This window comes from Phycisphaerae bacterium (genome assembly GCA_018003015.1).
GTDB lineage: Bacteria > Planctomycetota > Phycisphaerae > UBA1845 > PWPN01 > JAGNEZ01.
The window spans coordinates 21,182-43,953 of the sequence record JAGNEZ010000020.1 but is presented as its reverse complement, the minus strand read 5'-3'; the positions used below and the strand labels follow the sequence as shown (position 1 = coordinate 43,953).

Here is a 22,772-nt window from a genome sequence, read left to right as displayed (position 1 = left end):
CCTCGGACCCGCCGGCCATCTCGCTTTCGGCAACTCAGAGCGTGAAATCACCCTCCCTTGGGTTACAATACGCACCCCGGGACCCAATGGCCCCGGGCGATGTTCGCGTGTCTCTTTCGGCACATACATAGGCGGATCAAGTGATGATCAGGATCCTGGCAGCAGACCCGTTGGCGGAGGAGGGGCTTAACAAAATCAAGGCCATGCCCGGCGTCGAGGTCGACGAGAAGCCGGGGCAGAACGAGGACCAATTGGCCACCCTGGTCGGCAACTACGACGGCATGATCATCCGCTCCGGGGTGAAGATCACGGCCAAGGTCCTGGCCAACCCGGGTAAGCTCCGGGTCATCGCCCGGGCCGGGGTCGGCGTGGATAACGTCGATCTGGCCGCGGCCACCAAGGCCGGCATCCTGGTCATGAACACGCCGGACGCCAACACCCTGAGCACGGCCGAGCAGACCATGGCCCTCATGCTGGCCATGTCCCGGCACATCCCCGCGGCCGACACTCACGTCCGAGCCAAGGAGTGGAAGCGCAACAAGTTCGTCGGCGTGCAACTGGCGGGAAAAACACTGGGAATCATCGGCCTCGGCCGGGTCGGGCGGGCCGTGGCTCAACGGGCCCTCGCCTTCGACATGCGCGTCGTCGCCTACGATCCCTTCTACTCGGGCCAGAGCACACTCGACGGCCAGGTCACCCTGTGCGGGAGCCGGGACGATGTGTTTGCCCAGGCCGACTACATCACCCTGCACACCAAACTCAGCGATGACACCAAGCAGATGATCAACAAGGACAGCATTGCCAAGATGAAGAGCGGCGTGCGAATCATCAACAGCTCCCGGGGCGGCGTGATCAACGAGGCCGACCTGACCCAGGCCCTCATTACCGGGAAGGTCGCCGGGGCGGCCGTCGATGTCTACTCCACCGAACCGCCGGCCCCGGACAATCCTCTGCTGACCGCCCCGAACATCGTGCTGACCCCACATCTGGGCGCCTCGACCGAGGAGGCTCAGCTGGCCGTCACCCTGGATGCGGTGGACGCCCTGCTGGACTACCTGGTCAACGACAAGATCCGCTGGGCGGTGAATGTGGCCGGCCTGCCGGCTGAACTGACCGAGATGGACAAGGCGTACCTTGACCTCGCCCGCCGCATCGGAGCGATCCTCTCCCACGTCGGCACGGGTATCATCGAGTCAGTGCAGGTCACCACCCACGGCGAGAAGATCGCACCCCTGCTCAGCACGCTGCAGAAGCAGATTCTCGCGGACATGCTCAACCCGCATTTCACCGCCCGGCTGAACGTGATCAACGTGGACGCATTCGCCAAAGAACGGGGCATCCAGGTCGAACGAACCTCCGACCTGTCGGCCAGCGCCGTTACCGACAGCGTCACCGTCCGGGTCAAGACGCGCGAGACCACCCATGAAGTCAACGGGCAGATCTTCCTGGACGGCCAGCCGCGCATCATGTCCATCGACGGCTACTCGATGAACCTCGTCCCGGAAGGCGAGATGCTCCTGATCTTCAATAACGACGAGCCAGGCGTGATCGGCCTGGTCGGCACGATCTTCGGTAACCAGAAGATCAACATCGCCGACATGATGCTCTCGCGGCGAAAGGGCACGGCCCTCATGGTGCTGAAGCTCGATGCCCCGATGAGTCCGGCTGCCCTGCGGGCCTTGGAGTCGAGCAAGCCCCAGATCATCCGGGTGTTGCCGGTCACACTCCCGGCGATCGACTCGTAGGGCATCGCTCGCAGGAATCCGTCCCGCCAGGGGCGCGACCGCCTTCCTGCCGGCCCAATGGCAGGCTCGAAGCTTGCCCCCGTGTGCTGCAAGGACAGGCTCCAAGGTGACGCAAGGAGCGCCACGTGCGACGACTGGGACTACTCACGGGATTGCTCGCCGGGCTCCTGGGGTGCTCGGTCCTGCCGGCCAATCGCCCCCTGATGCCCCGCATCATCGGCCCATGGTGGACGATCGCTCGCGTCCCTGATCTGGGACCCTTGAACGGTCCGCCCGCCAACCGGCCCAACGCCCGGCAGGAACCGGTGGACTTCTCCGTCTGGCAGGCCGCCGACGGCACGTGGCAGCTGTGGTCCTGCATCCGCAACACCCGGTGCGGCGGGACCGGGCGGCTCCTGCATCGCTGGGAAGGGCCAAGCCTGACAACCCCCGACTGGAAACCGATGGGGATCGCGATGCAGGCCGATCCCCGCTTTGGCGAAACCGCCGGCGGACTCCAGGCTCCTTATGTGCTCCGTATCGACCGCCTCTACCACATGTTCTACGGCGACTGGGAGCACATCTGCCTGCAACGAAGCAAGGACGGCAAGTCTTTCGAGCGCTCGCTGGACAACAACGGTCGCTCGGGCCTGTTCACGCAAGGGCCGGGCACCAACACGCGCGACCCGATGGTGGTCCGGATCGGCACTCGATGGCACTGTTACTACACCGCCCATCCCCAGGGTGTGGGCTCGGTCTTCGTGCGAACATCTACCGATCTGCGGCGTTGGAGCGAGTCGAAGCTGGTGGCTCGAGGGGGACTGGCGGGGACGGGAATGTGCTCGGCGGAGTGCCCGCAGGTCATCCCCTTCGCCGGCCGGTACTACCTGTTCCGCACCCAGCGCTACAACGATCCGCCGACCACCTGCGTCTATCGCTCGCTCGATCCTCTGGATTTCGGCGTGGACAACGATGACCACTTCATCGGCCTGCTGCCCGTGGCCGCTCCCGAGATCATCCAAGACCGGGACGAGTACTTCATCGCAGCCCTGTTGCCGGATGTGCAGGGAATTCAGGTGGCCCGGCTGGTGTGGACGGCGGACGAGACCACCCCCACCTCGACCCAATCACGATGAATGACCGCCGATGAAGGACCCATCATGACGTGACGAACAACCCGGGACCATCGATCAGCTCCTCTGTCAGAGCTGATAGGAACAACTCGATTTCCACCGACGAGAGCAGGGCCGGGGCATTCAGCGGGCCGGCCCGGACTGCGTGGCCGCCGACTCGCCCGGTTTCATCCAGAGTCGCCCTTCGGGCGGGAGCGCCTTCGGCAAACCAGGAAGCTTGTCGTCGAGCTGCTTGAGCCGCAGGTTGGCCCAGTTGCAGGGAGATGGATCACGCGGGTCACTGTAGAGCCTGACGCAACGTCGATAATCCTGCCTGGCCTTGTCACGATCGCCACACAGCACGTACCGCTCGGCGATGAAGAAGCGGGCCAGCTTCTTGGGCTGAGCCCTCAGTAAGGTCGCTTCGTCGATCTTCCCCAGCAAGAAGGCGGCCACATCGCCCGACACCTTGGCGGCCGTGCCGTTGTAGTCGCCATCCTCGCGGTAGGCTTTACGGAGCGCTTCCTTGGCCAAGTCCGCCTGGCCGTCAAGCAGGTCCGCCCACCCCACGACGTACCACCAGGCCGTTTCCTGGCTATCCGACTGCTCCGCGATGGTCCTGAGCACCTTGCGGCCCTTGACCAGCTCGCCGGCCAGGACCAGGGCTCGCCCGCACTGGCTCCGATCCCACCGGGACATCTTCGCAATTACCGAATCACCGTAGTCCAGCTTGGCCACGTAGGGCAGGATGCACTCGATGCCGTCCGGGGCTCGCTGCATGACACCCGAGGCCAGGCGAACCTGATCTCTGGGCGGCAGCTTGGCCATCGTCGCCTTGATGACGTCGGCAATCTCCCCGTCCGCGGCCGGGTAGAGCCACTCCACGATCAACGAGCCGATTTGCGTGCCCCCGTCCTCGGCGAGCGTCTTGACAATCTGATCGGCGGCCTTCTCCGGATTCTTGCTGACATCCGTCTCCGCCCCAAAGGCCATGAGCATCGCCAGGGGATTGGCCGCCTGCTGCGGATCCTTGATGACCTTGGCAACCACTCTCTCGGGCATGGGAGCGCGCTCGAGAGAAACACCCAGGAGCTCGGCCACAGCCGCATGCGTGCCGCTCTCATCCTCGAGTTTCAGGGGTACGGGCTTGCCCCGCGCTGAGATCAAGCGACAGGAAGGGGGCTTGTCCAGATGGAGCCGCTCGGAGGGCTTGGGCTGGTCGCCGGCCTTGTCCATGACCTGCGGCCAGGGCAGCTGCCATCGTTCGCTGAAAGTGAAGACCGGGTCTTCGGACTTGTCGGCATACACACCGACGGCATCCAGGCCGTGGGCGTGGAAACGGCGGTAGAGAGTGACCGCCGCCTTGGCCGTTTCGTCCGACTTCGCGTCGCGGGTGTCCAAAAGCACGACGAGCAACACCCGGTCCTTGGCGGGCTGAAGCGAGACGGGCATGCCTTCGATGCTGTCAACCCGCATCTCATCACGAGCCGGCGAGGTATCGGTGGGCTTAGTGGCCGAGGTGGCTTGGGCGACCACCGGCAAGGCCCAGCCGCAGAGGATCATGATCGCAGCGGCCAATCGTCCATGATGAGCAAGGGGAAGAGATGACATGGAGACCCTCCCGGCTGCAAGCCGTCGGGCGGAACAAGGACACGTACAAACGGAAACGAGGTATGGGAGGGTCTCCCACACCTCGTCACCCGACCATCTACTTCTGTACCAGCTCGGCCGCCCTGAGGACGCTGAAGGCCTTTCGATCCACCTCGAACGGGCCGGTCTTCATCTGAACGTAGACGCGATACTCATCCGCCAGCTTCGATGGTACTCGCCACGAGTACCCGCAGGTGAAGCCTCAACCATACTCGAACTTGCCACGTTCGATGATCTCGCCGCCCGTTGTGGCGATGGAGAACGTCGGGGTCGGGGGCCGTTCCCCCTTCACCATCAGGTTGCTGCATTCCTCGCCCGCCAAGCCGACCAGCTGCATTTGGAGGCTCGCCGTGTTCTTGTCCGGGAAGTAGCCGACGCTGACGAACGGCTTGTAGGGCGGGCCAAACGGCATCGGCGAAGCCTGATTCCTGGTGACCTTGACCGCCTTGAACTCCCAAGGGGCGTTGGCCGACACGAGGGTGAAGTCGGGACGACCGCGACCCGGCCCACTCCTGCCGGTGATGGACGCGAACAGAGCCCCCAACAGTGACTTGGAAGCCTTGGCCTTGGCGGCCTGGGTGGCGGCCGGAACCGTCGCCGGTTTCTTGCGCTCGGTCAGGTCGATCGTGTACTCCAGCAGTCTCCACTCGCCCTCCGGCAAAACCACAGGGTCGTCCTTGCTCCCGTGAACCGCCAGGAAACCGAGATCGCCGTAGACCACGGCATGGTAACGCGCCGCGGGATTGGAGATCGTCCCGGTCGGCCGGTCGCTGGGGCTCAGCGTGATCGTCTCGCCGCTCGGGGCAACTCTCAGGTCCCAGTAGCGGCCGTCGATCCACACCAGCTTGGACACATAACGCCGTTCGAGACGATCGATGACGTCATATCCGTATCCGATGCTCTCCGCCCTGGGCTCAGGGTCAACCAGGAGCATGTCGCCGTTCATCGCATAGGCGATCTTGCGCTGCTTGCGAAACTCCTCGTCGCCGTAGAGGGCGGTGACATCGTCAAATGAGCCATTGCTGTTGTAGTCGAGCAGGCTGATCTTGTGCCGCTTGCCGTCAAGCGTCACCTCGCCCTCACGGTAGATGGCGGGGCTGAACTGGGCGTAACCTTGCCAGGTCTGCGCAGGTTTGCCGTCATCTCCCGGCATGTACGTCTGGTACGCCTGGGCGGTCAGGAAGAAGGCGTAGTCTAGTTCGCCGTCACCGACCCGAATCTTGACTTCCACCCGCGGGAACGACCGCTCGGGAACGTAATCACCGCCAAAGCGAATCCCGTCCAGGTCGGTTTTCTTGGCGGTCACCACCGGATCGTCGGTCAGATCGCCGTTGCGGTTAGCATCGAAGTAGAACTTCTCGAAGCCCGTCTTGTTCAAATCGGCGGCATCGCACGCGAAGGGATAGGAGTCTTGACCCAGCTTCACGACACCCTTGATCGCGAACTCACTGGCGTAGGTCGGCTCCTTCTTGGCCAGCGACTCAAAGGTCTTGCCCTCCTCACCCCCGCGCCGAGCGCCCTTCACCGACCAGACGTGCTGGGAGGAACACCACCGCCGAAGAGCCTCCTCGGTCGGTAGCTTGCCGTACTCGAGGTATCTCGGCCCACTCTCGGTGATCTTCTTCAGATCCAGCTTGAAGGTCTGGGCCTTCTCCTGGACAGCAAGCGCGATCGGCACGGCCGAGAACAAGGCGAACGCAACCAGGAGGGAGAGTCGAAGACGGGCGGAGGCCATCATGAGCGCCATCCTCCAAAACAGGGCCGCGGTCGCTAAACCACGCAAACATACCACCCCTGCCCAATAGACGAACGAGCATGAGCACAGGTTTCAGGAAAGTCAAATCCTGAGGGCACAATCATCGTATGTCACGTGCCCCTGCTCGTAGGAGGCCGCGATCACGGTGTCCAGAAGAAACCTCACTCTCACCGTGGTCTTGCTCGTGGTGAAGCTCCGATTCAGCCGGGTGAAGTCACACGGCTTGGCCACCGCCTGCTTGGGATGGTCCACGACCAAAACACCCCTCTCGTCAAACTCTTGGATCCACAGCCCGGCCGAGTCACCAGGATCAGCACCAAAACCCTGGCCGTGCAGATCGTCCGCGCGAACCCAGACGGCCGCGGCGTACCTCGTGTCCGGCTTGACCTCCACATCCTGCCAGATGATGGTATGCCCTCGCCCGTGGGTGTGGGTGCGTATCGCCTCTTTGCCGCCGTGGAGGACGGGCAGTCCCCACTGAGGGTGGATCGCGTAGGCGGACTCGGGGAAGATGTAGGCCATACTCGCGCCGGCGAAGAGATACTGCCAGCCGCTGCCGCCGCCGGTCTTGCCCATCGAGCCCAGATCGCCGGGCATGCCCTGCTCGAAGCTCCCGTTGGATAAGAGGTTACCGTCGGGCGAGGCCGGCTCGCCCGCTGCTGTCAGTTTCAGGGTGATTGGCTTAGCGCCTTGCCCGCCGTCACCCGGGCCAACCTCGATCGCCTGGACCATCGCCTCGCCGCCCAGCGTATTGCTGAACCGGATCGAAATGACCCCGTTCAGCGGAGCGAGGTTGTTGAAGACCAGGTCTACGGGCTTGACCAGGCCGGACGCCAGAGGCTTGAGCCCGGCGTGCATGTCGGCCACGGTGCGGGCGGGGGTATCGCCCGCGGCCGTGGCGCACAGGTCGAGGTTGGCGACCATCTCCTGGCCGTTGATGTGCACCGTGATCGCCCGCAACTTCGGCTCGATGTTCCGGGTCTCCATGAACTTGAGCCGGGCGTGGTAGGTGCCCGGTCCGACGGTGAAGTCCGCCCAGAACTCCTTGGCGTGGACGCCATAACGGTACAGCTCGGGGTCGGGCGTGCCCCGGACGGTCAACCGGGTGCGGCTGGTCCACCAGTTGGCGACCACCGGATCGACATGGCTGCCCGACCGGACCACGAACTCGGTCGCCGGTCGCCAGGGGTTGCCCTTCGAGTCGACATAGTCCGTACGGCCGGGGTATCCGAAGATCCATCGCTGGGCATCGGTCGGCCCGCCACCCTCGCCGAAACTCGGGCCAGATGTGCCTGGCACAGCCTCGGATATCTCATAGTAAGGAAGAAGGGCAACTTGGCTTCCTCGGGATTTCGGATTGCCCCTGCCCGTGGCTACGATCTTCAGAGTGTGCTTGCCGTTGACCAGCCCGTTACGGTAGTACAGCAGGCCGAAGTGGCCCTTGGGCCCCCAGCAGTCGATACCTGCCAACTGCTTCACGTCGTCGAGGTAGACGTCGGCGAGGCCGCCGTCCGGAGCGAAGCTGCCAGCAAGCCGGATCTGATTACCCGTGAACGGCATCACGAGGCTCGCACCCGCGCTGCTACTGGTCAGAAGAAACTGCGATCTCTCCCATCCGTTGGTCTCCTCGTCTAACGGCACCCCCTTCCCTGACTCGTTGCCTTTGATATAGACATTCCGTTCGCCGTCGTGGCGGACGGCGAGGATGAAGTCGCCGTCGGGGAGCGGTCGAACGGTGTAACCGTTTTCTCCAAGATCCTCACGCGAGGCCAGAGGCCTTGTGCTGGAGGCAGGTCCCACACGGACGTTTTCGGGCTTGAAGGCCAACCGCAACGTGTCGATGGTCTCTGGTGGTGCGTCGTGTGTCTTGTACATGACCACGCCGCTGCCGTAGGCAACCTCGGTCACCACACTGCTGCTCCGCATGATGTGGTTCTCGCGGCTCGCCCCGAGCACGTCCGGCATCCAGGCCATCGCCGCTAGGCAGTGCTTCAGCGTCATCGGCTGGGCAATCTTGAACCAATCGCCGGCCACAATCGCTCCACCGTCCAGGTTGTCCTCGACCACGCCGGTCTCCCGCCCGTCGTACGTGGCCAGGAGGATCTGACGCCGACACATCTCGCGTCCCCACTCGCTGCCCGCAAGCTGACCGTACATGCCGTACACGAACGCCAGCTCCATCGGCCCGTACCACAGCGACCGACCGCAGCAGGTGGACGACTCGGGATACGCCCACGCCCCGTGGTACGTGTCGCCCCGCGAGTCGGTGGCCGTACACGTGCGGTTGATGAACAGCGTCATGACGTTACGGGCGTCGGTCTTCCAGTTCGGGAACTCCTCGGGGTGCTCCATCAAGTAGCGAGCAACAAACTCGGTCACGTTCTCGACCTGGACGTCGCACGGCCAGTCCCAGTAGTTGCGGCCCCAGGTATCATGCCCGAGCCAGTTCGGCAGAAGCACATCACGAAGATAGGCGACGCCGGCCTCCCGTGCCTGCACGATGCTGTTGTCCTTGCCGGTGTAGCCGGCGCGGATCAGCACATCGAAGAACTCGAGAATGAACGCCACGCCACCGGTCGCAATGTCCTCCCAGAGAACGTCCTCCGGGTTCGCGTACCGCGGCCACGGATTCATGCCCGGCTCGCGGAGCCGCTTCTCGGCCAGCAGATCGCCCCAGTGCTTGGCTGCGGCCATGTACCGCTCGTTGCCGGTGAGTTGAGCCGCCCGGACCAGGCTGATGCCGATCTCGGCCGCGATGTCGAGCTGAATGAAGCCCGTCGCGTCCGCCTGGCCGTAAGGCTTGCCCTTGACCGGCACGGTGATCGGGAACTCCGGCCAGGGATGGTCCTTCGGCGTGAGGGCGTAGTCGAGCAGGGCGTCCGCCTGGCAGGTGATGAGCCCGATGGCGGCCCCGTCACCGGTGTAGCGATAGTAGTCGACCAGCCCACCGAGCACGTACGACGCCCGCTGCCCGAGGTCGCCGTTGTCCCAGTCCTTGAGCTCGGGAATGGTGATGGTCCCATCCGGCTTGATCTGCCACCGCCCGCTGAAGACAAACTCGGGCAACGCCGCCGGGGCCTTCCTCGCGTCCGTCCACGGGTAGCGTTTCAGCGTCTCGGCGGCCACACGCACGCGAAAGTCGCATTGCCCGTTCTGCCCGCGGTACCACGGGGCGATCACGCCGTTGGCATCCTCGACGGCTTCGTGGGCGTAGTAGCGCTTCTGAATGGTCGCTCCGGGCAGGGAACTCTGGCTTGCCAGCCAAAACCCGAGAACGCAGGCCAGCGTTGGCTTGTGCATGAGATCTCCTCCTCTGGGCAATACCAACCAGGGGCAGAATACCGGTGACCGCCCGAAGGAACAAGCAGAAAGAGAGGCCGGCTTTCAGCCATCCTCTGTCGGCGCGATCGGTTGGGCCCGAATAACGGGACCCGACGGGACGGGTCCATTTTGGATGCGGCTGCTCGACACCAGTGGGGCCCAAGACGCGGGACTGAGTGTGAAGCGTTGTGCAACCCTTTCGAGGTTGTGGCTATTGGGTCGCGATGATGTGGTGCCGCGAATGACGGAGACACGGGCGGTCTGTTGGCGGAGCGTGTCCATAGCCAAGCCTACGAACGGCGGTGCCGCTCCGCAACCTGCCCAAAGAGCGGGAGCCCCAATGGCAGGGCCCGCTTGTCCGCCACGTTGCAGCAGTCGCCGTCTGGTGAGATGAGCCATCGTTGACCTCCGGAGTGTGGTCCGATTCCGTTTGAGCCCATCAAGTGATCGGTCGGCTCATTCCACATCGCCACAACTGTCCTCCGGGTGAACGCCGGGCGAGGTGACATGGGTGGTTGGAAGGTCGAGTTCGCCGGTTAGTGGAATCAGGATATCATGGTTCGTGCGGCTGTCGGCCGTTCACCGGAGAGGCTGAGTACCTGCTGGCCGCGTGAAGGTGGACAAACTCGCGAGGCAACCCATGCGCAACCGTACAACTCGTGGACCGGAAGGAAGCTCAAGGCCCGGCCGACCAGCGAGGGCGATTCCGGACACCCCCGCCAACAGCCCGCATCGCAGGCACCGCCGGGTCGCCTTGCTGAGCTGCTCACTGGTCCTGTCGGCGTCGGCATCGCTCCCGGCCGCCGAGACGCCTGCAGATCACTCGCTGCTGACGGTGGATCGGATTTTCGGCAAGGAGGAGTTCAAAACCCAGGAGTGGGGGCCGGCGCGGTGGCTCAAGGACGGCTCGGGTTACACCGTACTGGAGAAATCCGAGGCGATCGAGGACGCCAAGGATGTGGTCGGCTACGCGACCGAGTCTGGCCGACGCCGTGTCCTGGTCTCCGCGTCGGACTTGCGGCCAAGCCCGGACGCCAAGCCGCTGACCATCGACGACTACTCATGGTCAGACGACGGCACGAAGCTGCTGATCTTCACTAACACGAAACGCGTCTGGCGGCGGAACACCCGCGGCGACTACTGGGTCTTCGACCTGGAGAGCGGAGAGCTGATCAGGCTCGGCGGGAGGGCCGCGCCCTCGACGCTGATGTTCGCCGCCTTCTCACCCGACGGCCGGCGAGTGGCCTTCGTCTGCGAGAACAACCTCTTCGTACAGGCGCTTCGCAGCTTGCGGATCACCCAGCTGACCTGGGACGGTTCGGATAAGATCATCAACGGCACGTCCGACTGGGTCTACGAGGAGGAGTTCGATCTGCGGAACGGCTTCCGCTGGAGCCCGGACGGAAGGCACATCGCCTACTGGCAGTTCGATACGTCGAGAGTCCCCGAGTTCACAATCATCAATAACACCGACGCACCCTATCCGACGCTCAATTCGTTTCCTTACCCCAAGGCCGGCGAGACCAACTCCGCCTGCCGCGTGGGCGTGGTCAGGGCTCGCGGCGGGCGAACACGGTGGTTCCGTTCAAACGCCGACCCGAGGAATCACTACATCCCGCGACTGGAATGGACAGAGGACGCCAGTGCGGTGGTCTTCCAGCAGCTCAACCGGCTGCAGAATACCAACGAGCTCATCGAAGGTGCCGATACCGACATGCGAACGCTCCTCACCGACCGCGATGCCGCGTGGGTGGATGTGGTCGATGACTGGCACTGGATCGAGGACGGGACACGCTTCCTCTGGCTGAGCGAACGAGACGGTTGGCGGCACGCGTATGCCATCTCCCGCGCCGATCGGTCCATCACCCTGCTCACCCCCGGCGAGTACGACGTGGTCCGCATCGCCGGGATCGATGAGGAAGAGGGCTGCATCTACTTCATCGCATCGCCGGACAACCCCACGCAGCGCTACCTCTATCGAGCGTCACTCGACGGAAAGGGAGCGGTCGGGCGGATCTCGCCGGCAAACCAGCCTGGAAACCACTCCTACGACATCTCCACCGATGGCCGCTGGGCCTTTCACACTTACTCGTGTTTCGGACGACCTCCGGTCATCGAGCTGGTGCGTCTGCCCGGGCACAAGGTCCTCCGAACCCTGGCCGAGAACGCCGCACTGGCCGCCTCGCTGGCCGAACTGAAGCCCTCGCCCGCCGAGTTCTTCCGCGTGAAACTCGACCACAATATCCAGCTCGACGCCTGGTGCATCAGGCCGCCGGACTTCGATTCCAGCAGGCAATACCCGCTGGTCATGTACGTCTACGGCGAGCCGGCCGGATCCACGGTGATGGACTGTTGGGGCGGCGACACCTACCTGTGGCACTGCCTCCTGGCCCAACAGGGCTACGTGGTCATGAGCGTCGACAATCGCGGCACCGCGGCACCACGAGGCCGGGAGTGGCGCAAGTGCATCTACCGGCAGGTCGGCATCCTCGCCTCGGCGGACCAGGCGGAGGCGACGCGGCGGATTCTGCAGGAACGGCCATACCTGGATCCCCAACGGGTCGGCATCTGGGGCTGGAGCGGCGGCGGCTCCATGAGCCTCAACGCCATCTTCCGCTACCCCGACCTCTATCGCACCGCGATGGCCATCGCCTTCGTCAGCGACGAGCGGCTCTACGACACGGTCTACCAGGAACGCTACATGGGACTGCCCGCCGACAACGCAACCGGCTACCGGGACGGATCACCCAGCACGTTCGCACACCAGCTGCAGGGCAACCTCCTGCTCGTCCATGGCACGGCCGACGACAACTGCCACTACCAGAACTGCGAGGCCCTGATCAACGAACTCATCAAACAGAACAAGCCCTTCTCCCTGATGGCCTATCCGAACCGGACACACGCCATCAAGGAAGGGGACAACACCAAGCGCCATCTTTTCGAAACACTGACGCGGTATCTGAAGGAGCATCTGCCCGCAACCGAATAGCCCGGGTGTGTTCGATCGGTCCGCAGCAGACGAACATGAGCGTCATCGTCACCTATCTCGAAATGCAATCGGTTGCCGAATTGCGACCCAAACGTTGCTCCGATCCGGCTTTCCAGGTGCGGGAGGCCAAGATCAGGCAATGGCAGGTGAACCGGTTTCTGTATGAGTTCGTCGGCAGCGCGTGGTCGTGGTGGGAGAAGCTGAACTGGGGTGAGGAGCAATGGCGTGCCTATGCCGAGGATGAGGACCTGCGGACCTGGATCGCCACCTACGACGGCTCGCCGGCCGGCTACTTCGAATTGCGACGCGACCACGAAGGTGGAATCGAGATCACCTACTTCGGCTTGGCGCCGGCGTTCATCGGACGTGGATTGGGCGGCCCGCTGCTGACCATCGCTCTGGAGGCCGCCTGGGCCGAGCAGCCGAAACGCGTCTGGGTGCATACCTGCACGCGCGATCATCCCCGAGCCCTGGCCAACTACCAGGCCCGGGGTATGAAGATCTGCCAAACCAAGGTGGCAGGCAATCCGCCGGAACCCTCGGTCGACCGAGAACAGACGCCGAGTTGAATCGCCGCGCGTCACGATAGTCGCCTGCGGTCGCGCGGCCCAGCGGCGGATTCCATCTCTTGCCGCCTGCTCCCCCTGCAAGTAGCATACCGTTTCTCGCCCCAGCGCCGGGGGACCGTGAGTCCGCCAGAGAGCGGACGTGGATGTCAATCAATCACTAGGGAAACCCATTCCAGGGAGAGGACGTCATGAAGTGGAACCTCGTGCTCATTCCGTCGGCGATCGCACTGTTCACCATCGCCCTGGCCGCCAGTGCCGAGCAGGTCGCGAGAGGGTATCCCGACCCCTTCCAACTGACCGATCCGAAGGACTTCAGCGCTCACCGGGTATCGTCCAACAACGCCGACTGGGATTCGAACGACGACAGCAAGCGACCCATCCCCGGAGAGACCACCGTCCTGGCCGATCTGCAGGGACCAGGCGTGGTCACCCACCTGTGGGTCACGATCGCGGACAACGAATACGGCTGGCCGCGGCTCCTCCGGCTGCGGGTGTACTATGACGGAAGCGAGACCCCCAGCGTGGATACCCCGATCGGCGATTTCTTCGCGGTCGGACACGGAATCGAACAGGAGGTCCGCTCCGAGATGGTTCGCGACAGCTCCGACGGCCGGGCCCGCAACTGCTACTGGCCCATGCCCTTCCGCAAGTCGTGCAAGATCACCGTGACCAACGAAGGCCGTCGCCGGGTGACCTGCCTGTACTACCACGTCGACTGGAACAAGATCCCGTCACTGCCGGACGACACGCTCTACTTCCACGCCCGCTACCGCCAGAGGATGCCCGCTCCATCGGACGGCTCGCTCTATGAGTTCCTGAAGGTCACCGGTCGAGGCCACTACGTCGGCACAGTGCTGTCTGTGGTTCAGGCCGAGGCCGGCTGGTTCGGCGAAGGGGACGAGTTCTTCTGGATCGACGGCCAGTCAAAACCCTCCATCGAAGGGACGGGAAGCGAGGACTACTTCAACGACGCCTGGGGATTGCACGTCAACGACGGCCCCTACTACGGCGTGACCGTCGCCGAAGGAACCGACCTGGGTTCGCGAATGACCGCCTATCGCTGGCACCTCCTGGACCCGGTGCCGTTCACTAGGTCGCTCAGGTTCGAGATCGAGCACAAGGGCTGGACCTACAACCCGGACGGTTCGGTCAAGTCGGCGTTCGGCGAACGCACCGACCTGATGTCCAGCGTCGCATTCTGGTACCAGCAGGGCATCGCCCAGGATCAGCCGCCGCTACCCTACGGACCCGCGCGACTCCCCCAGGGCAACGCCCTGCAGATCGAAGTGGAAAAGGCGATCGACCAGGTCAAGGCCGAGGGCGGCAGGGTCTCGATCTCGCCCGAGCTGTTCTGGTCCAAGGACGTGATCCTGTTCCAGGCCGAGGGCAAGGACGCGAGAATCGAGCTCCCCTTCGATGTGCCTGAGGACGGCAACTACGAAATCTACACCGAAGTCGCCCAGGCGTCGGACTATGGCGTCTACACCGTCCTGCTCGACGGCAAACCGGCCGGAGCGGCTCAGCTCGAGCACGAACCCGGCGCCGACCTGCGCCCACGAACCCAGTTCGACGGCTACGCACTCGAGACCTACGTCGGGCTCGCTCACCAGGTCGGCTGGCCGCGACTCACCAAGGGCCGCCACACGCTCACCTACCTGTGCCTGGGCAAGCGCGAGGCGTCAAGCGGCTACAACGTGGGCATCGACAGCATCATTCTGGCCAAGGTCGGCCCGGAAGCCTGGGCGGCGGCCGCGAAAGTCCAGGCCCCACGCGTACCCGCCGGCGAAGCGACTGACCTCGGCAAGGCCCTGACCTCCGATCCCGATCCGGTGGTTCGCGGACTGGCCGCCATCGCCCTGCGCGACAGGGGCCAGGGCGCCCTCCCGGCCTTGAAGAACCTGATCGCCGCCTTGAAAGACCAGGATCCCAACGTACGGCTCATGTCAGGCAACGGGATCGCGGGCATCGGCCAGGACGCGGCCCCCGCCGTGCAGGCCCTGATCGACGCCAGCTCGGTCAAGGGCGAAGAGGTCCAGGTGCTGCGCTCGTACGCCACCGCCCTGGGTTCGATCGGCAAGCCGGCGGCCATACCCGCTCTGCCCGTCCTGAAGCAAATGGCCAAAATCCCACGCGTCCGCTGGGCGGCCCAAGCGGCAATCAAGAACCTCGAGTAGCCCTACCGCGCCTCCGCCGCAAACGCCTTGGCACTCAACTCCTCGCCGGTGGCGAAGCGCACGAACTCGGGCCACCGCATCGAGCTGCCCGGGGCAAAAACCCGCTTCGTGAGGAACTCGCCGACCTCCTTGCGCCGGTGATACAGGGTTCTGGCCGGCTCAGTCTTCAGCACCTGGCGCGCAATCGTGGCATGAAGCTGGGAAGCAAACAGCTGACCCATCGTGTAGTTGTGGTAGTAGCACGGATTGGTGCAGATGTGAATCTTGCTCGCGTAGTCGGGAGCGTCTCGACCCTCCGGCCGCTTGACCATCTGGTACTTCTCCACCAGGTCCCACCACAGCTCGCCGAGATCCTGCTCCGGATTCTCGTACATGGCCATTTCAAACCGGGTCATCACCTGCGACCAGGCGACAAAGATCAACAGGGCTCGCTTCTTCATCGCCGCTCCGGCCCTGCCGGCCGCTTCCGGATCGGCCACCTTCAGACCCATGGCCGCCATCCAGTCAGGCCGAATCGCGAACTGCTCGAGCATCATGGCAACGCCTTCGGTGGTGAACGAGTGAGCCGGCGTTCGCAGCACGTAAGGCACACTGATCGGAATGTTCCGGGCGGCATAGACGGCGTGCCCACACTCGTGGAGCACCGTGGCCATCCAGTCGTGCCTCGGCACAATGTTCACCAGGATCCGAACGTCGCCCTCGCGGTCAATGTCGCAGCAGAAGCCGTGCGGGCACTTGCCGGGCTTCTCGTACAGGTCACTTCGAGCCAGGATCCTGTCCACCGGCAGCCCGATGCCTTCGTAGAAAGTCCGAGCCAGCCCGGCGATGTCCACCTTGGCGTAGGGCGTGTCGAAATCCACATCGTCGATCGCCGGCGACTCCTGGAAGAACCGATCGTGGTAATGCCAGGGGCGAAGGCCGGCCACCGTTATCCCGCAGTTGGCGGCCAGCCTGGCATCGATCTCCGCCTTCGCCTGGCTGAACGACTCGCGAGTCAGTGCATACAACTCATCAAACAGCCTGAGGATCTCCTCGGGTTCCTGTTCGGCCAGCCGCAACTGCATCTCGTAGAAGTTGCGGAAACCCAGCTTCGTCGCGGCTTCGTTGCGGAGCCTGACCAATTCCTTCAGGTCGACCAGAACAACCGAGCCCACCACCTTGCTCGCCTCCCAGACCTTGCGACGATGCCGCGAGTCCTTGGAGCTCTTGAGCACGTCCATGACTTCGCCGTCAGTCATCTCCGTCCCGTCAACCCTGGCCCGGAAAACGTTGAACTTCTGTTCGACCTCGTTCTCCTTGGCCGCGATCCTCTTGAGCAAGTCGGCGTCGAGCTGCTTGGCCTTGTAGACGAGATACAGCACCTCAATCTGCCTGGCCACGAGGGGATCAAGCTGGTCGCTTCCGGCCGCCAAACCCTGGCGGATCTTCTCCAACCGGACAAATTGAGCAGGATCGGACAGGAGACCGTCCAGCTTGTTCTGAACCTGCTCCTTGGCCTTGTAGTCCTCATCCTTGCCCGACGTGTTCGCCTTCCACCAGGCCCGGGACAGGTCGTTCTCCACCGGCCGCACCCTGGCCTCATATTCGCGAATGAAGCTCCGAGCATCCGTAACAGGTCCCGACCCCGACTGGCATCCGGCAACACCGAACATGACATACCCCGACAAAATGCAGGTGACGTACCGACTCATTTTCTCCGGCTCCCTTCAGCCGCCCACCGCCACAAACCGGTGTGAGCCGCCGGGAGAACATCCTACCGCTGAGCAGGGGATTTGACACCTCGCAAGTCACCTTGTTTCGACTCGCTCGAGCATCGACGTTTCCCAGCATCGACCCCTCGGAAACGAGGACCCGCGTGGAGCGCCCATCCTCTTCAGGACCATCAGCCTGCACGTCCGGACGTCGAGCAGAAGACCCTTTGCGGCCTGTCCGACAACGACCAGCGGAGACCTACTCCTCCACCCCGGTTACCCCACCACCCGGGTGGTCGGACGGATCCGGCCAACATCATTTCTTGCGTTTGCGCTTGAAAAGCTTTCAAAAAGCGTGTACATTACATCGTGGGCCAGCTGCATCGACCGGCGACCCGTCGCCGCAGAACAACGGATCAGAGCGAGAAGATCGACGCCCAGGCATGGCCAAACTTCATGCAGCTCGATCGTTGAAACGGCATCTGGATCAGACCGACAAGGAGAAGCCCGCCCACAACGGGGAGATGCTCCGGACCGGGCGATGAGTGGCATGATCGCTCAGTCGGCGCGGTGAGCACCTCTCGACGAGTGCATGGACCTCTCAGGTGAGAGGGCATGACCGCCGGCCAGACGCGCCCCCAGCACCCGATCCGTCCAGCAGCATGCCGGCATCTGCCCGAGAGACGTGTGGTCGTTGTGCACCCTCTTCGACGGCGGTCACGCACGTCCCAAGCCCCAGCGCTCGCAACTGACATCCTGGACGATTCCGAAGCTGTGCCCGCTTCAGGTCATGGACAGAAAAAATGGTGAAGGCGTCCCGAACCTCGGCCTTCGCGCCCGCTGATGAGATTCGATGCGGAGTCGTCCTGCGTCAGCGGTCCGGAGGTGCCCTGACAGAAGGAGCGAGCGATGCTGCTCTATCAGAACTCACGGCCGGTCTGCGTTCTCGTTTGGCTCGCTTGCCTGGTGAGCGTCGGCTGCGACAACTGGAGAAACGGAGTCCACCGATGGCCCAGACTTCCAGATAAGGTGAAGGCCCTCGAGGAATACCACACCCGATTTGGGGAGATTGCGGTTACCAAGCCCTTTGTTGTCGCCCAGCAGGACTTCTTCAAGATCGATTTCGAGTTGAACGCCAAGCAGCTCTATGATGATGTGACATTCCAGGTCGCCGCCAAGCTGGGTACTTTTGATGTGGCTTCATTTAAGAGTGCACTGACCCTTGAGGCACTCACGATCCCGGAACACGCGGTGCAGCCCATCCGAAATCAGATTGCCTACAAGATCGCGGAGAGCCTGCTGCAATCCAACGCCGCGTCCCCCGAAGCCAACGCGTCACTGCTCGAGAGCCTGTTGGGTGTGGCTGCGCCGGCGGCGCAAGCCGTGACCGTGCCCGAACAGAACGCAACTGATGCTCCGGAGCTGCCTGAGAACGACGCGGCCGCTCGGGCCAAAGAGCTGGCCGACCAGGCCAAAGCCTATGAGGGGCTGTCCGTGGTCAAGCTTCGTGCTCGTGATCGCATCACCGAGGCCGCCAATGCCTTCTATCACATGCGCCTGCACGAGTTGTCCAGTGATCCAGGCCAGCTCCAGATGCCCGGCGGCATCGGCGTGCATGTGCTCGTGGGCAACATCAGTGTTTCGCCAGGCACGGTGACAAAGGAGGACTTCATCGCCGAGGTAACACTGCGCTTTGTCGCCCTCAGGAAAGGCACCCAGGATCCGTCGCCCGACGAAGTGACAACGGTGAGCGTATTCCCTTCCGCCGTCGGCCAGAACATGGAGATCGAATCCGTGTCGGCTTATCAGCGCGACATCGCCCTGCAGCTCAAGGCAATGGGCTACTCCGCCGCGGCGAACGCACTCGCCGAACGCTCCCGCCTCAATACGGCCGACATCAAGTCGGCGAACCAGCGCATTTCCATATCCTCATTTTCCCGGCTCTCCTCGCTGGGATTTCGAATCCGGGGAGAGTACATGGCGGCCAATCTTGATGATTACAGAGTCAAGGAGGGGGCGAGACCCGTGGTGCTCCTCCAGGACATCAGCGTGCCGTTCGTGGTCATGGTAGCGGCCCGAAACGATGCCCTCTACAGCCTTGCCTCGGCCCGCACGCACGTTGCCGCGAGGGACCCGGCGGCGGCCCTGCGCATGCTGCGGCAAGTCGACGCGAAGATCCCAAGTGTCCGCTCCAACTGCAAAGCGACTGACAGAGCCGGTGACTCACCCAGGAGAGCGGTCTGCGCCGCGATACAGGCTCTTGAAGCCGCCGAGGCTGTTGACGGGAAAACACATCAAAAACCTCCATACAACACTACGCGCAAGCCGAACGAGACCGCACCGATGAAGGACATGCAGGCCCTCTCGCGGGCTCTGCGATCGATCGCCGAAGCTCAGGCAGCCCTGGTACCCGATCTTCAGGTTCAGATTGAGAGCCGCTGGGTGCCGGCTACCGAGAAGGCCCGAAATCGAGTTGCATGGTGGTATCCGGAACTCGGAGCCATGCAGGGACTGTACAGGGCTCAAGTGGCCGACAAGCTGAAGGAACAACTCCCGACGGCGCCCCAGACGCCGCAGAAGACGTCGCACCACTGCTGCAAATTCGAACCCTCAGGAAGCTATAAACAGCAATGGTACGACAGCACGCCGCTCTCCCTGGCAGAATCGGGACTGTCTGCCTGGGTCTATCGTCTCTCGAAGCTCGAGCCAGACCCCGGGCCCGGTGTGCCAAAGCTGACCGGCGTCTGTCCGACCTCCCTGCCAACCACTCGCAACTCAGTCGTCATTGTCACCGGAAGGAATCTCGAGGAATGCACGTTCCTGTTCGGGCCGGTGCTTGGCAAGCTGGTCGGTGTCTTCGGCCAAGGCCAGGCGGCCGTCGTCGAGATTGACCCGATTGGCCTCAGTCCAATCCCGCCCGGTGTCTATGACGCATATGTAACTGGACCCGGCGGTACGGACAAGCTGCCCGCCGGTGTGAGGTTCGATGCACCGCAGAAGTAGACTCCGCCTCACATCCCTTGAGACTGAACAGCGGCAGCCGACCTGTGACGGGAAACTGCCCCGGCACACGGGAGCGCCGCACCAGCGCGGAGGCCCGACGCGAGGGTCGTCTCGAACGCCATTCGACGCGCCGCCTGCCCGCAGGGCGATTCTGTGGTATAGTTGATGTGAAGGAACCGTGGACAGGCACAGGCCGGACGCCGACCTGATGGCCCAGCAGGCTCAGATCAGAGCCAGTGCCCTTCCACCCCTGTGACGTCTGCCGCTCCCCGATTCAGTCAAGCCGGATTCGCACGGCAACGGGGGCGCCCCCACAGACGCAGGCCATCTGCTACCCTCGCGGCCCTCAGGCCAGGGAGGACACATGTTCGGCAGAACCCACGCGGACAAGCCCGGATTGGTCAAGCTGATTGAGAAGCAGATGCGCCGGTGGGAGATCACCCGCGGTCTGCGACCGGCGCGGCCGACGCCGCTGCGTGAGCAGGTCGCCAACTTCGTGGCCATCTCCAATGATGTCGGTGCCGGTGGGGACGAAATCGCAGTGATCTTGGCCGGCCGACTCAACTGGCCGGTGTTCGACAAGCAGATCCTGCACACCATGGCCGACGACAACGCGATGCGCGAACGGCTCCACAAGTCCATGAACGAGCGTGACTTGAGCTGGCTGGGGGAGATGATTCGGTCCTTGATACAGCAGGAGTTCCGCAAAAACGACCCCTTCCACCGACTGGCCGAGACAGTGCTGTGCATCGCCCGCCAGGGAAACGCCATCTTCCTCGGCCGAGCGGTGGATCTGATCCTCCCGCGCACGCGCGGCCTGCGGGTGAAGCTCGTCGCCTCGCGCCACTGGCGGGTCGAGAACTTCGCCCGCCGCACGGGAGCCAATCCGGGACAAGCCGCCGTCGAGATCGATCGCATCGAGCAGGAACGCCGTCGCTTCGTCCAGGAACACTTCCGGGTTGACCCCGATGACTCCACCCGTTTTGAACTGCTCATCAACGTCAGCAACTTCAACTTCGAGCAAGTGGTGGACCTGATCGAAGCCGCGCTGAAGATGCGGTAGTCCGGCCGCCGTTGCCGTCAGAACAATGCGTCCTTCAAGACGGCTGCGGCTTGAGCGATGGCCCAATCCGACTACACCATCGGCCCCGGCGGCCCGTAAGGGTTCCACATCATAAACTCTCTGGGTCGGCGAAACGCCGCCCGCGGAGTTCCTCTTCCCGGTAATCCCGCCGACATGCTAAAGGAAGAACCGCTTGCTTGCACGCGGGGCTTGTAGACGGCACCCCACGTTTGCGCGCGGAGCATGTGAAGAGAATCCCTCGGTGACGCGCGGGCTGGTCTCAGCTTGCGGCGGATTGAATGAGCCGCCAGGCCTGCTCGACATGGCGACGTTCGACGTTGGTCTGGGCGATGGACATCCGCAGGGTCAACTTCCCGCCAAGCTTCGTGTGGGTCAGGTAGAGCTTCCCGGAGGAGTTCAGGCGGTCGAGGATGCGCTCGTTGACGTCATCGCCGCCACGGTGGCGGAAGCAGACCAGGTTGATGGTCACCGGCGCGGCCACCTCGAAGTGCGGGTCGGCCTTCACCCACTCGGTGAACTCGCGGGCGAGAACGATGTGTTTGCGGACACGCTCGCGGAGCCCTTCGACGCCGAATGAACGGATCACGAACCACAGCTTCAGCGCGCGGAAGCGCCGACCGAGCGGGATGTGCCAGTCGCGGTAGTCGATGACCGCGCCCGACTCGGTCGCCTTGTTGCGCAGGTACTCGGGCAGGATGCTCAGCGTACGGATGAGCCCTGCCCGGTCGGCGACGAAGAAGCAATCGCAGTCGAAGTTCGTGAACATCCACTTGTGCGGATTGAAGCCGTAGCTGTCGGCCAGATCGAGCCCCTCCTGAAGCGAACGGAACTCCGGACACAGGGCCGCCGCGCCGGCCATGGCCGCATCGACGTGCAGCCAGATGTTCTGTTCCCGGCAGAGCTTGCCGATCTGGGGCAGCGGGTCGATGGCCGTCGACGAGGTCGTGCCGACCGTAGCGCAGGCGAAGCAGGGGACGCGTCCCGCGGCGCGATCGGCGGCGATGGCCTGGGCCAGGAGACCGACGCGCATGGCATAACGCTCATCCACATCGATCAGGCGGAGATTGTTCACCCCCATGCCGGCGATACGGACGCCCTTCTCGATGGAGGAATGCGCCTGGGTGGAGGCGTACGCGACAAGACGCGGGTCGGTACCGGTCAGGTTGCTTCGTCCCCCAGTGGCCCGCTCGCGGGCGGCCAGGATGGCGCACAGCGTCGCCGACGAGGCGGTGTCCTGAATCACACCCCCACCGGTCGAACTCGACTTGAAGTGAGCGGGCAGGCCGAGCATGTCGACCAGCCAGTCCATCACGTGGGTTTCGAGCTCGGTGCACGCGGGGCTGGTCGCCCAGAGCATGCCCTGCACGCCCAGGCCGGCGGAGAGCAGCTCGCCCAGGATGGACGGCCCCGAATTGTTGCATGGAAAATAGGCGAAGAAATTAGGCGACTGCCAATGGGTGATGCCCGGCATGATGATCCGGTCGATATCGCGCAGGATGTGCTCGAACGGCTCGCCCGTGGCGGGCGGCGACGGAGGCAACTGGGCACGGATCTCGCCGGGGCTGACCTGCGACAGGACCGGGTACCGCTCGACGTTCTCCATGTAGTCGGCGACCCAGTCCACGACCTGGCGTCCCCGTTTTCGGAACTCATCGGGAGTCATCGGAAAGAACCTCTGATACTGCAAAGCAGCCGAAGA

General features: G+C 63.7%; 12 protein-coding genes. 7 read left to right on the top strand and 5 right to left on the bottom strand.

Annotated features, from left to right (window positions below; all coding sequences use genetic code 11):
• The first annotated feature begins 143 nt into the window (after positions 1-143).
• Together KA354_11035 and KA354_11030 are read left to right on the top strand one after the other, a co-directional pair.
• Positions 144-1,745 (top strand): phosphoglycerate dehydrogenase, encoded by a 1,602-nt coding sequence (locus tag KA354_11035; protein MBP7935170.1) that lies wholly within the window; start codon positions 144-146, stop codon positions 1,743-1,745.
• Between the two features lie 125 nt (positions 1,746-1,870).
• Positions 1,871-2,860, top strand: coding sequence for a hypothetical protein (locus KA354_11030; protein ID MBP7935169.1), 990 nt, complete (start codon positions 1,871-1,873; stop codon positions 2,858-2,860).
• 120 nt (positions 2,861-2,980) lie between these two features.
• Here KA354_11030 and KA354_11025 read toward each other — a convergent pair whose 3' ends face one another.
• The 3 genes from KA354_11025 to KA354_11015 form a co-directional block, all read right to left on the bottom strand.
• A complete protein-coding gene (locus KA354_11025) occupies positions 2,981-4,447 on the bottom strand; it encodes a hypothetical protein (GenBank protein ID MBP7935168.1) in 1,467 nt (488 codons plus the stop codon).
• 241 nt (positions 4,448-4,688) lie between these two features.
• Positions 4,689-6,224, bottom strand: coding sequence for a hypothetical protein (locus tag KA354_11020; GenBank protein ID MBP7935167.1), 1,536 nt, complete (start codon positions 6,222-6,224; stop codon positions 4,689-4,691).
• A 99-nt stretch (positions 6,225-6,323) separates the two neighbouring features.
• On the bottom strand, positions 6,324-9,542 hold the full coding sequence (locus KA354_11015) for a hypothetical protein (protein ID MBP7935166.1): 3,219 nt from the start codon (positions 9,540-9,542) through the stop codon (positions 6,324-6,326).
• Between the two features lie 661 nt (positions 9,543-10,203).
• Here KA354_11015 and KA354_11010 point away from each other — a divergent pair.
• From KA354_11010 to KA354_11000, 3 genes are all read left to right on the top strand, one after another.
• Positions 10,204-12,552, top strand: a complete 2,349-nt coding sequence (locus KA354_11010; protein ID MBP7935165.1) for a S9 family peptidase — start codon at positions 10,204-10,206, stop codon at positions 12,550-12,552.
• A gap of 35 nt (positions 12,553-12,587) precedes the next feature.
• A complete protein-coding gene (locus KA354_11005) occupies positions 12,588-13,121 on the top strand; it encodes a GNAT family N-acetyltransferase (protein ID MBP7935164.1) in 534 nt (177 codons plus the stop codon).
• Between the two features lie 188 nt (positions 13,122-13,309).
• Positions 13,310-15,295: a DUF2961 domain-containing protein gene (locus KA354_11000; GenBank protein MBP7935163.1), complete on the top strand. Its 1,986-nt coding sequence runs from the start codon at positions 13,310-13,312 to the stop codon at positions 15,293-15,295.
• A gap of 2 nt (positions 15,296-15,297) precedes the next feature.
• On the opposite strand, the gene KA354_10995 is transcribed toward KA354_11000, so the two are convergent.
• Positions 15,298-16,947, bottom strand: coding sequence for a M2 family metallopeptidase (locus KA354_10995; GenBank protein MBP7935162.1), 1,650 nt, complete (start codon positions 16,945-16,947; stop codon positions 15,298-15,300).
• Between the two features lie 948 nt (positions 16,948-17,895).
• Between KA354_10995 and KA354_10990 the strand changes: the two genes are divergently transcribed.
• Both KA354_10990 and KA354_10985 read left to right on the top strand, forming a co-directional pair.
• On the top strand, positions 17,896-19,989 hold the full coding sequence (locus tag KA354_10990; GenBank protein MBP7935161.1) for a hypothetical protein: 2,094 nt from the start codon (positions 17,896-17,898) through the stop codon (positions 19,987-19,989).
• Positions 19,990-20,353: 364 nt separating this feature from the next.
• The gene (locus KA354_10985) at positions 20,354-21,052 is read left to right on the top strand and encodes a cytidylate kinase-like family protein (GenBank protein MBP7935160.1); all 699 of its coding nucleotides are present in this window, start codon (positions 20,354-20,356) and stop codon (positions 21,050-21,052) included.
• A 280-nt stretch (positions 21,053-21,332) separates the two neighbouring features.
• On the opposite strand, the gene KA354_10980 is transcribed toward KA354_10985, so the two are convergent.
• Positions 21,333-22,736, bottom strand: a complete 1,404-nt coding sequence (locus KA354_10980) for an aspartate aminotransferase family protein (protein ID MBP7935159.1) — start codon at positions 22,734-22,736, stop codon at positions 21,333-21,335.
• Positions 22,737-22,772 lie beyond the last annotated feature (36 nt).

Coding starts and splice junctions, on each gene's coding strand:
- KA354_11035 (MBP7935170.1), top strand. CDS start 144: ATGATCAGGATCCTGGCAGCAGACCCGTTGGCGGAGGAGGGGCTTAAC.
- KA354_11025 (MBP7935168.1), bottom strand. CDS start 4,447: ATGTCATCTCTTCCCCTTGCTCATCATGGACGATTGGCCGCTGCGATC.
- KA354_11020 (MBP7935167.1), bottom strand. CDS start 6,224: ATGATGGCCTCCGCCCGTCTTCGACTCTCCCTCCTGGTTGCGTTCGCC.
- KA354_11015 (MBP7935166.1), bottom strand. CDS start 9,542: ATGCACAAGCCAACGCTGGCCTGCGTTCTCGGGTTTTGGCTGGCAAGC.
- KA354_11010 (MBP7935165.1), top strand. CDS start 10,204: ATGCGCAACCGTACAACTCGTGGACCGGAAGGAAGCTCAAGGCCCGGC.
- KA354_11005 (MBP7935164.1), top strand. CDS start 12,588: ATGAGCGTCATCGTCACCTATCTCGAAATGCAATCGGTTGCCGAATTG.
- KA354_11000 (MBP7935163.1), top strand. CDS start 13,310: ATGAAGTGGAACCTCGTGCTCATTCCGTCGGCGATCGCACTGTTCACC.
- KA354_10995 (MBP7935162.1), bottom strand. CDS start 16,947: ATGTTCGGTGTTGCCGGATGCCAGTCGGGGTCGGGACCTGTTACGGAT.
- KA354_10990 (MBP7935161.1), top strand. CDS start 17,896: ATGCTGCTCTATCAGAACTCACGGCCGGTCTGCGTTCTCGTTTGGCTC.
- KA354_10985 (MBP7935160.1), top strand. CDS start 20,354: ATGTTCGGCAGAACCCACGCGGACAAGCCCGGATTGGTCAAGCTGATT.
- KA354_10980 (MBP7935159.1), bottom strand. CDS start 22,736: ATGACTCCCGATGAGTTCCGAAAACGGGGACGCCAGGTCGTGGACTGG.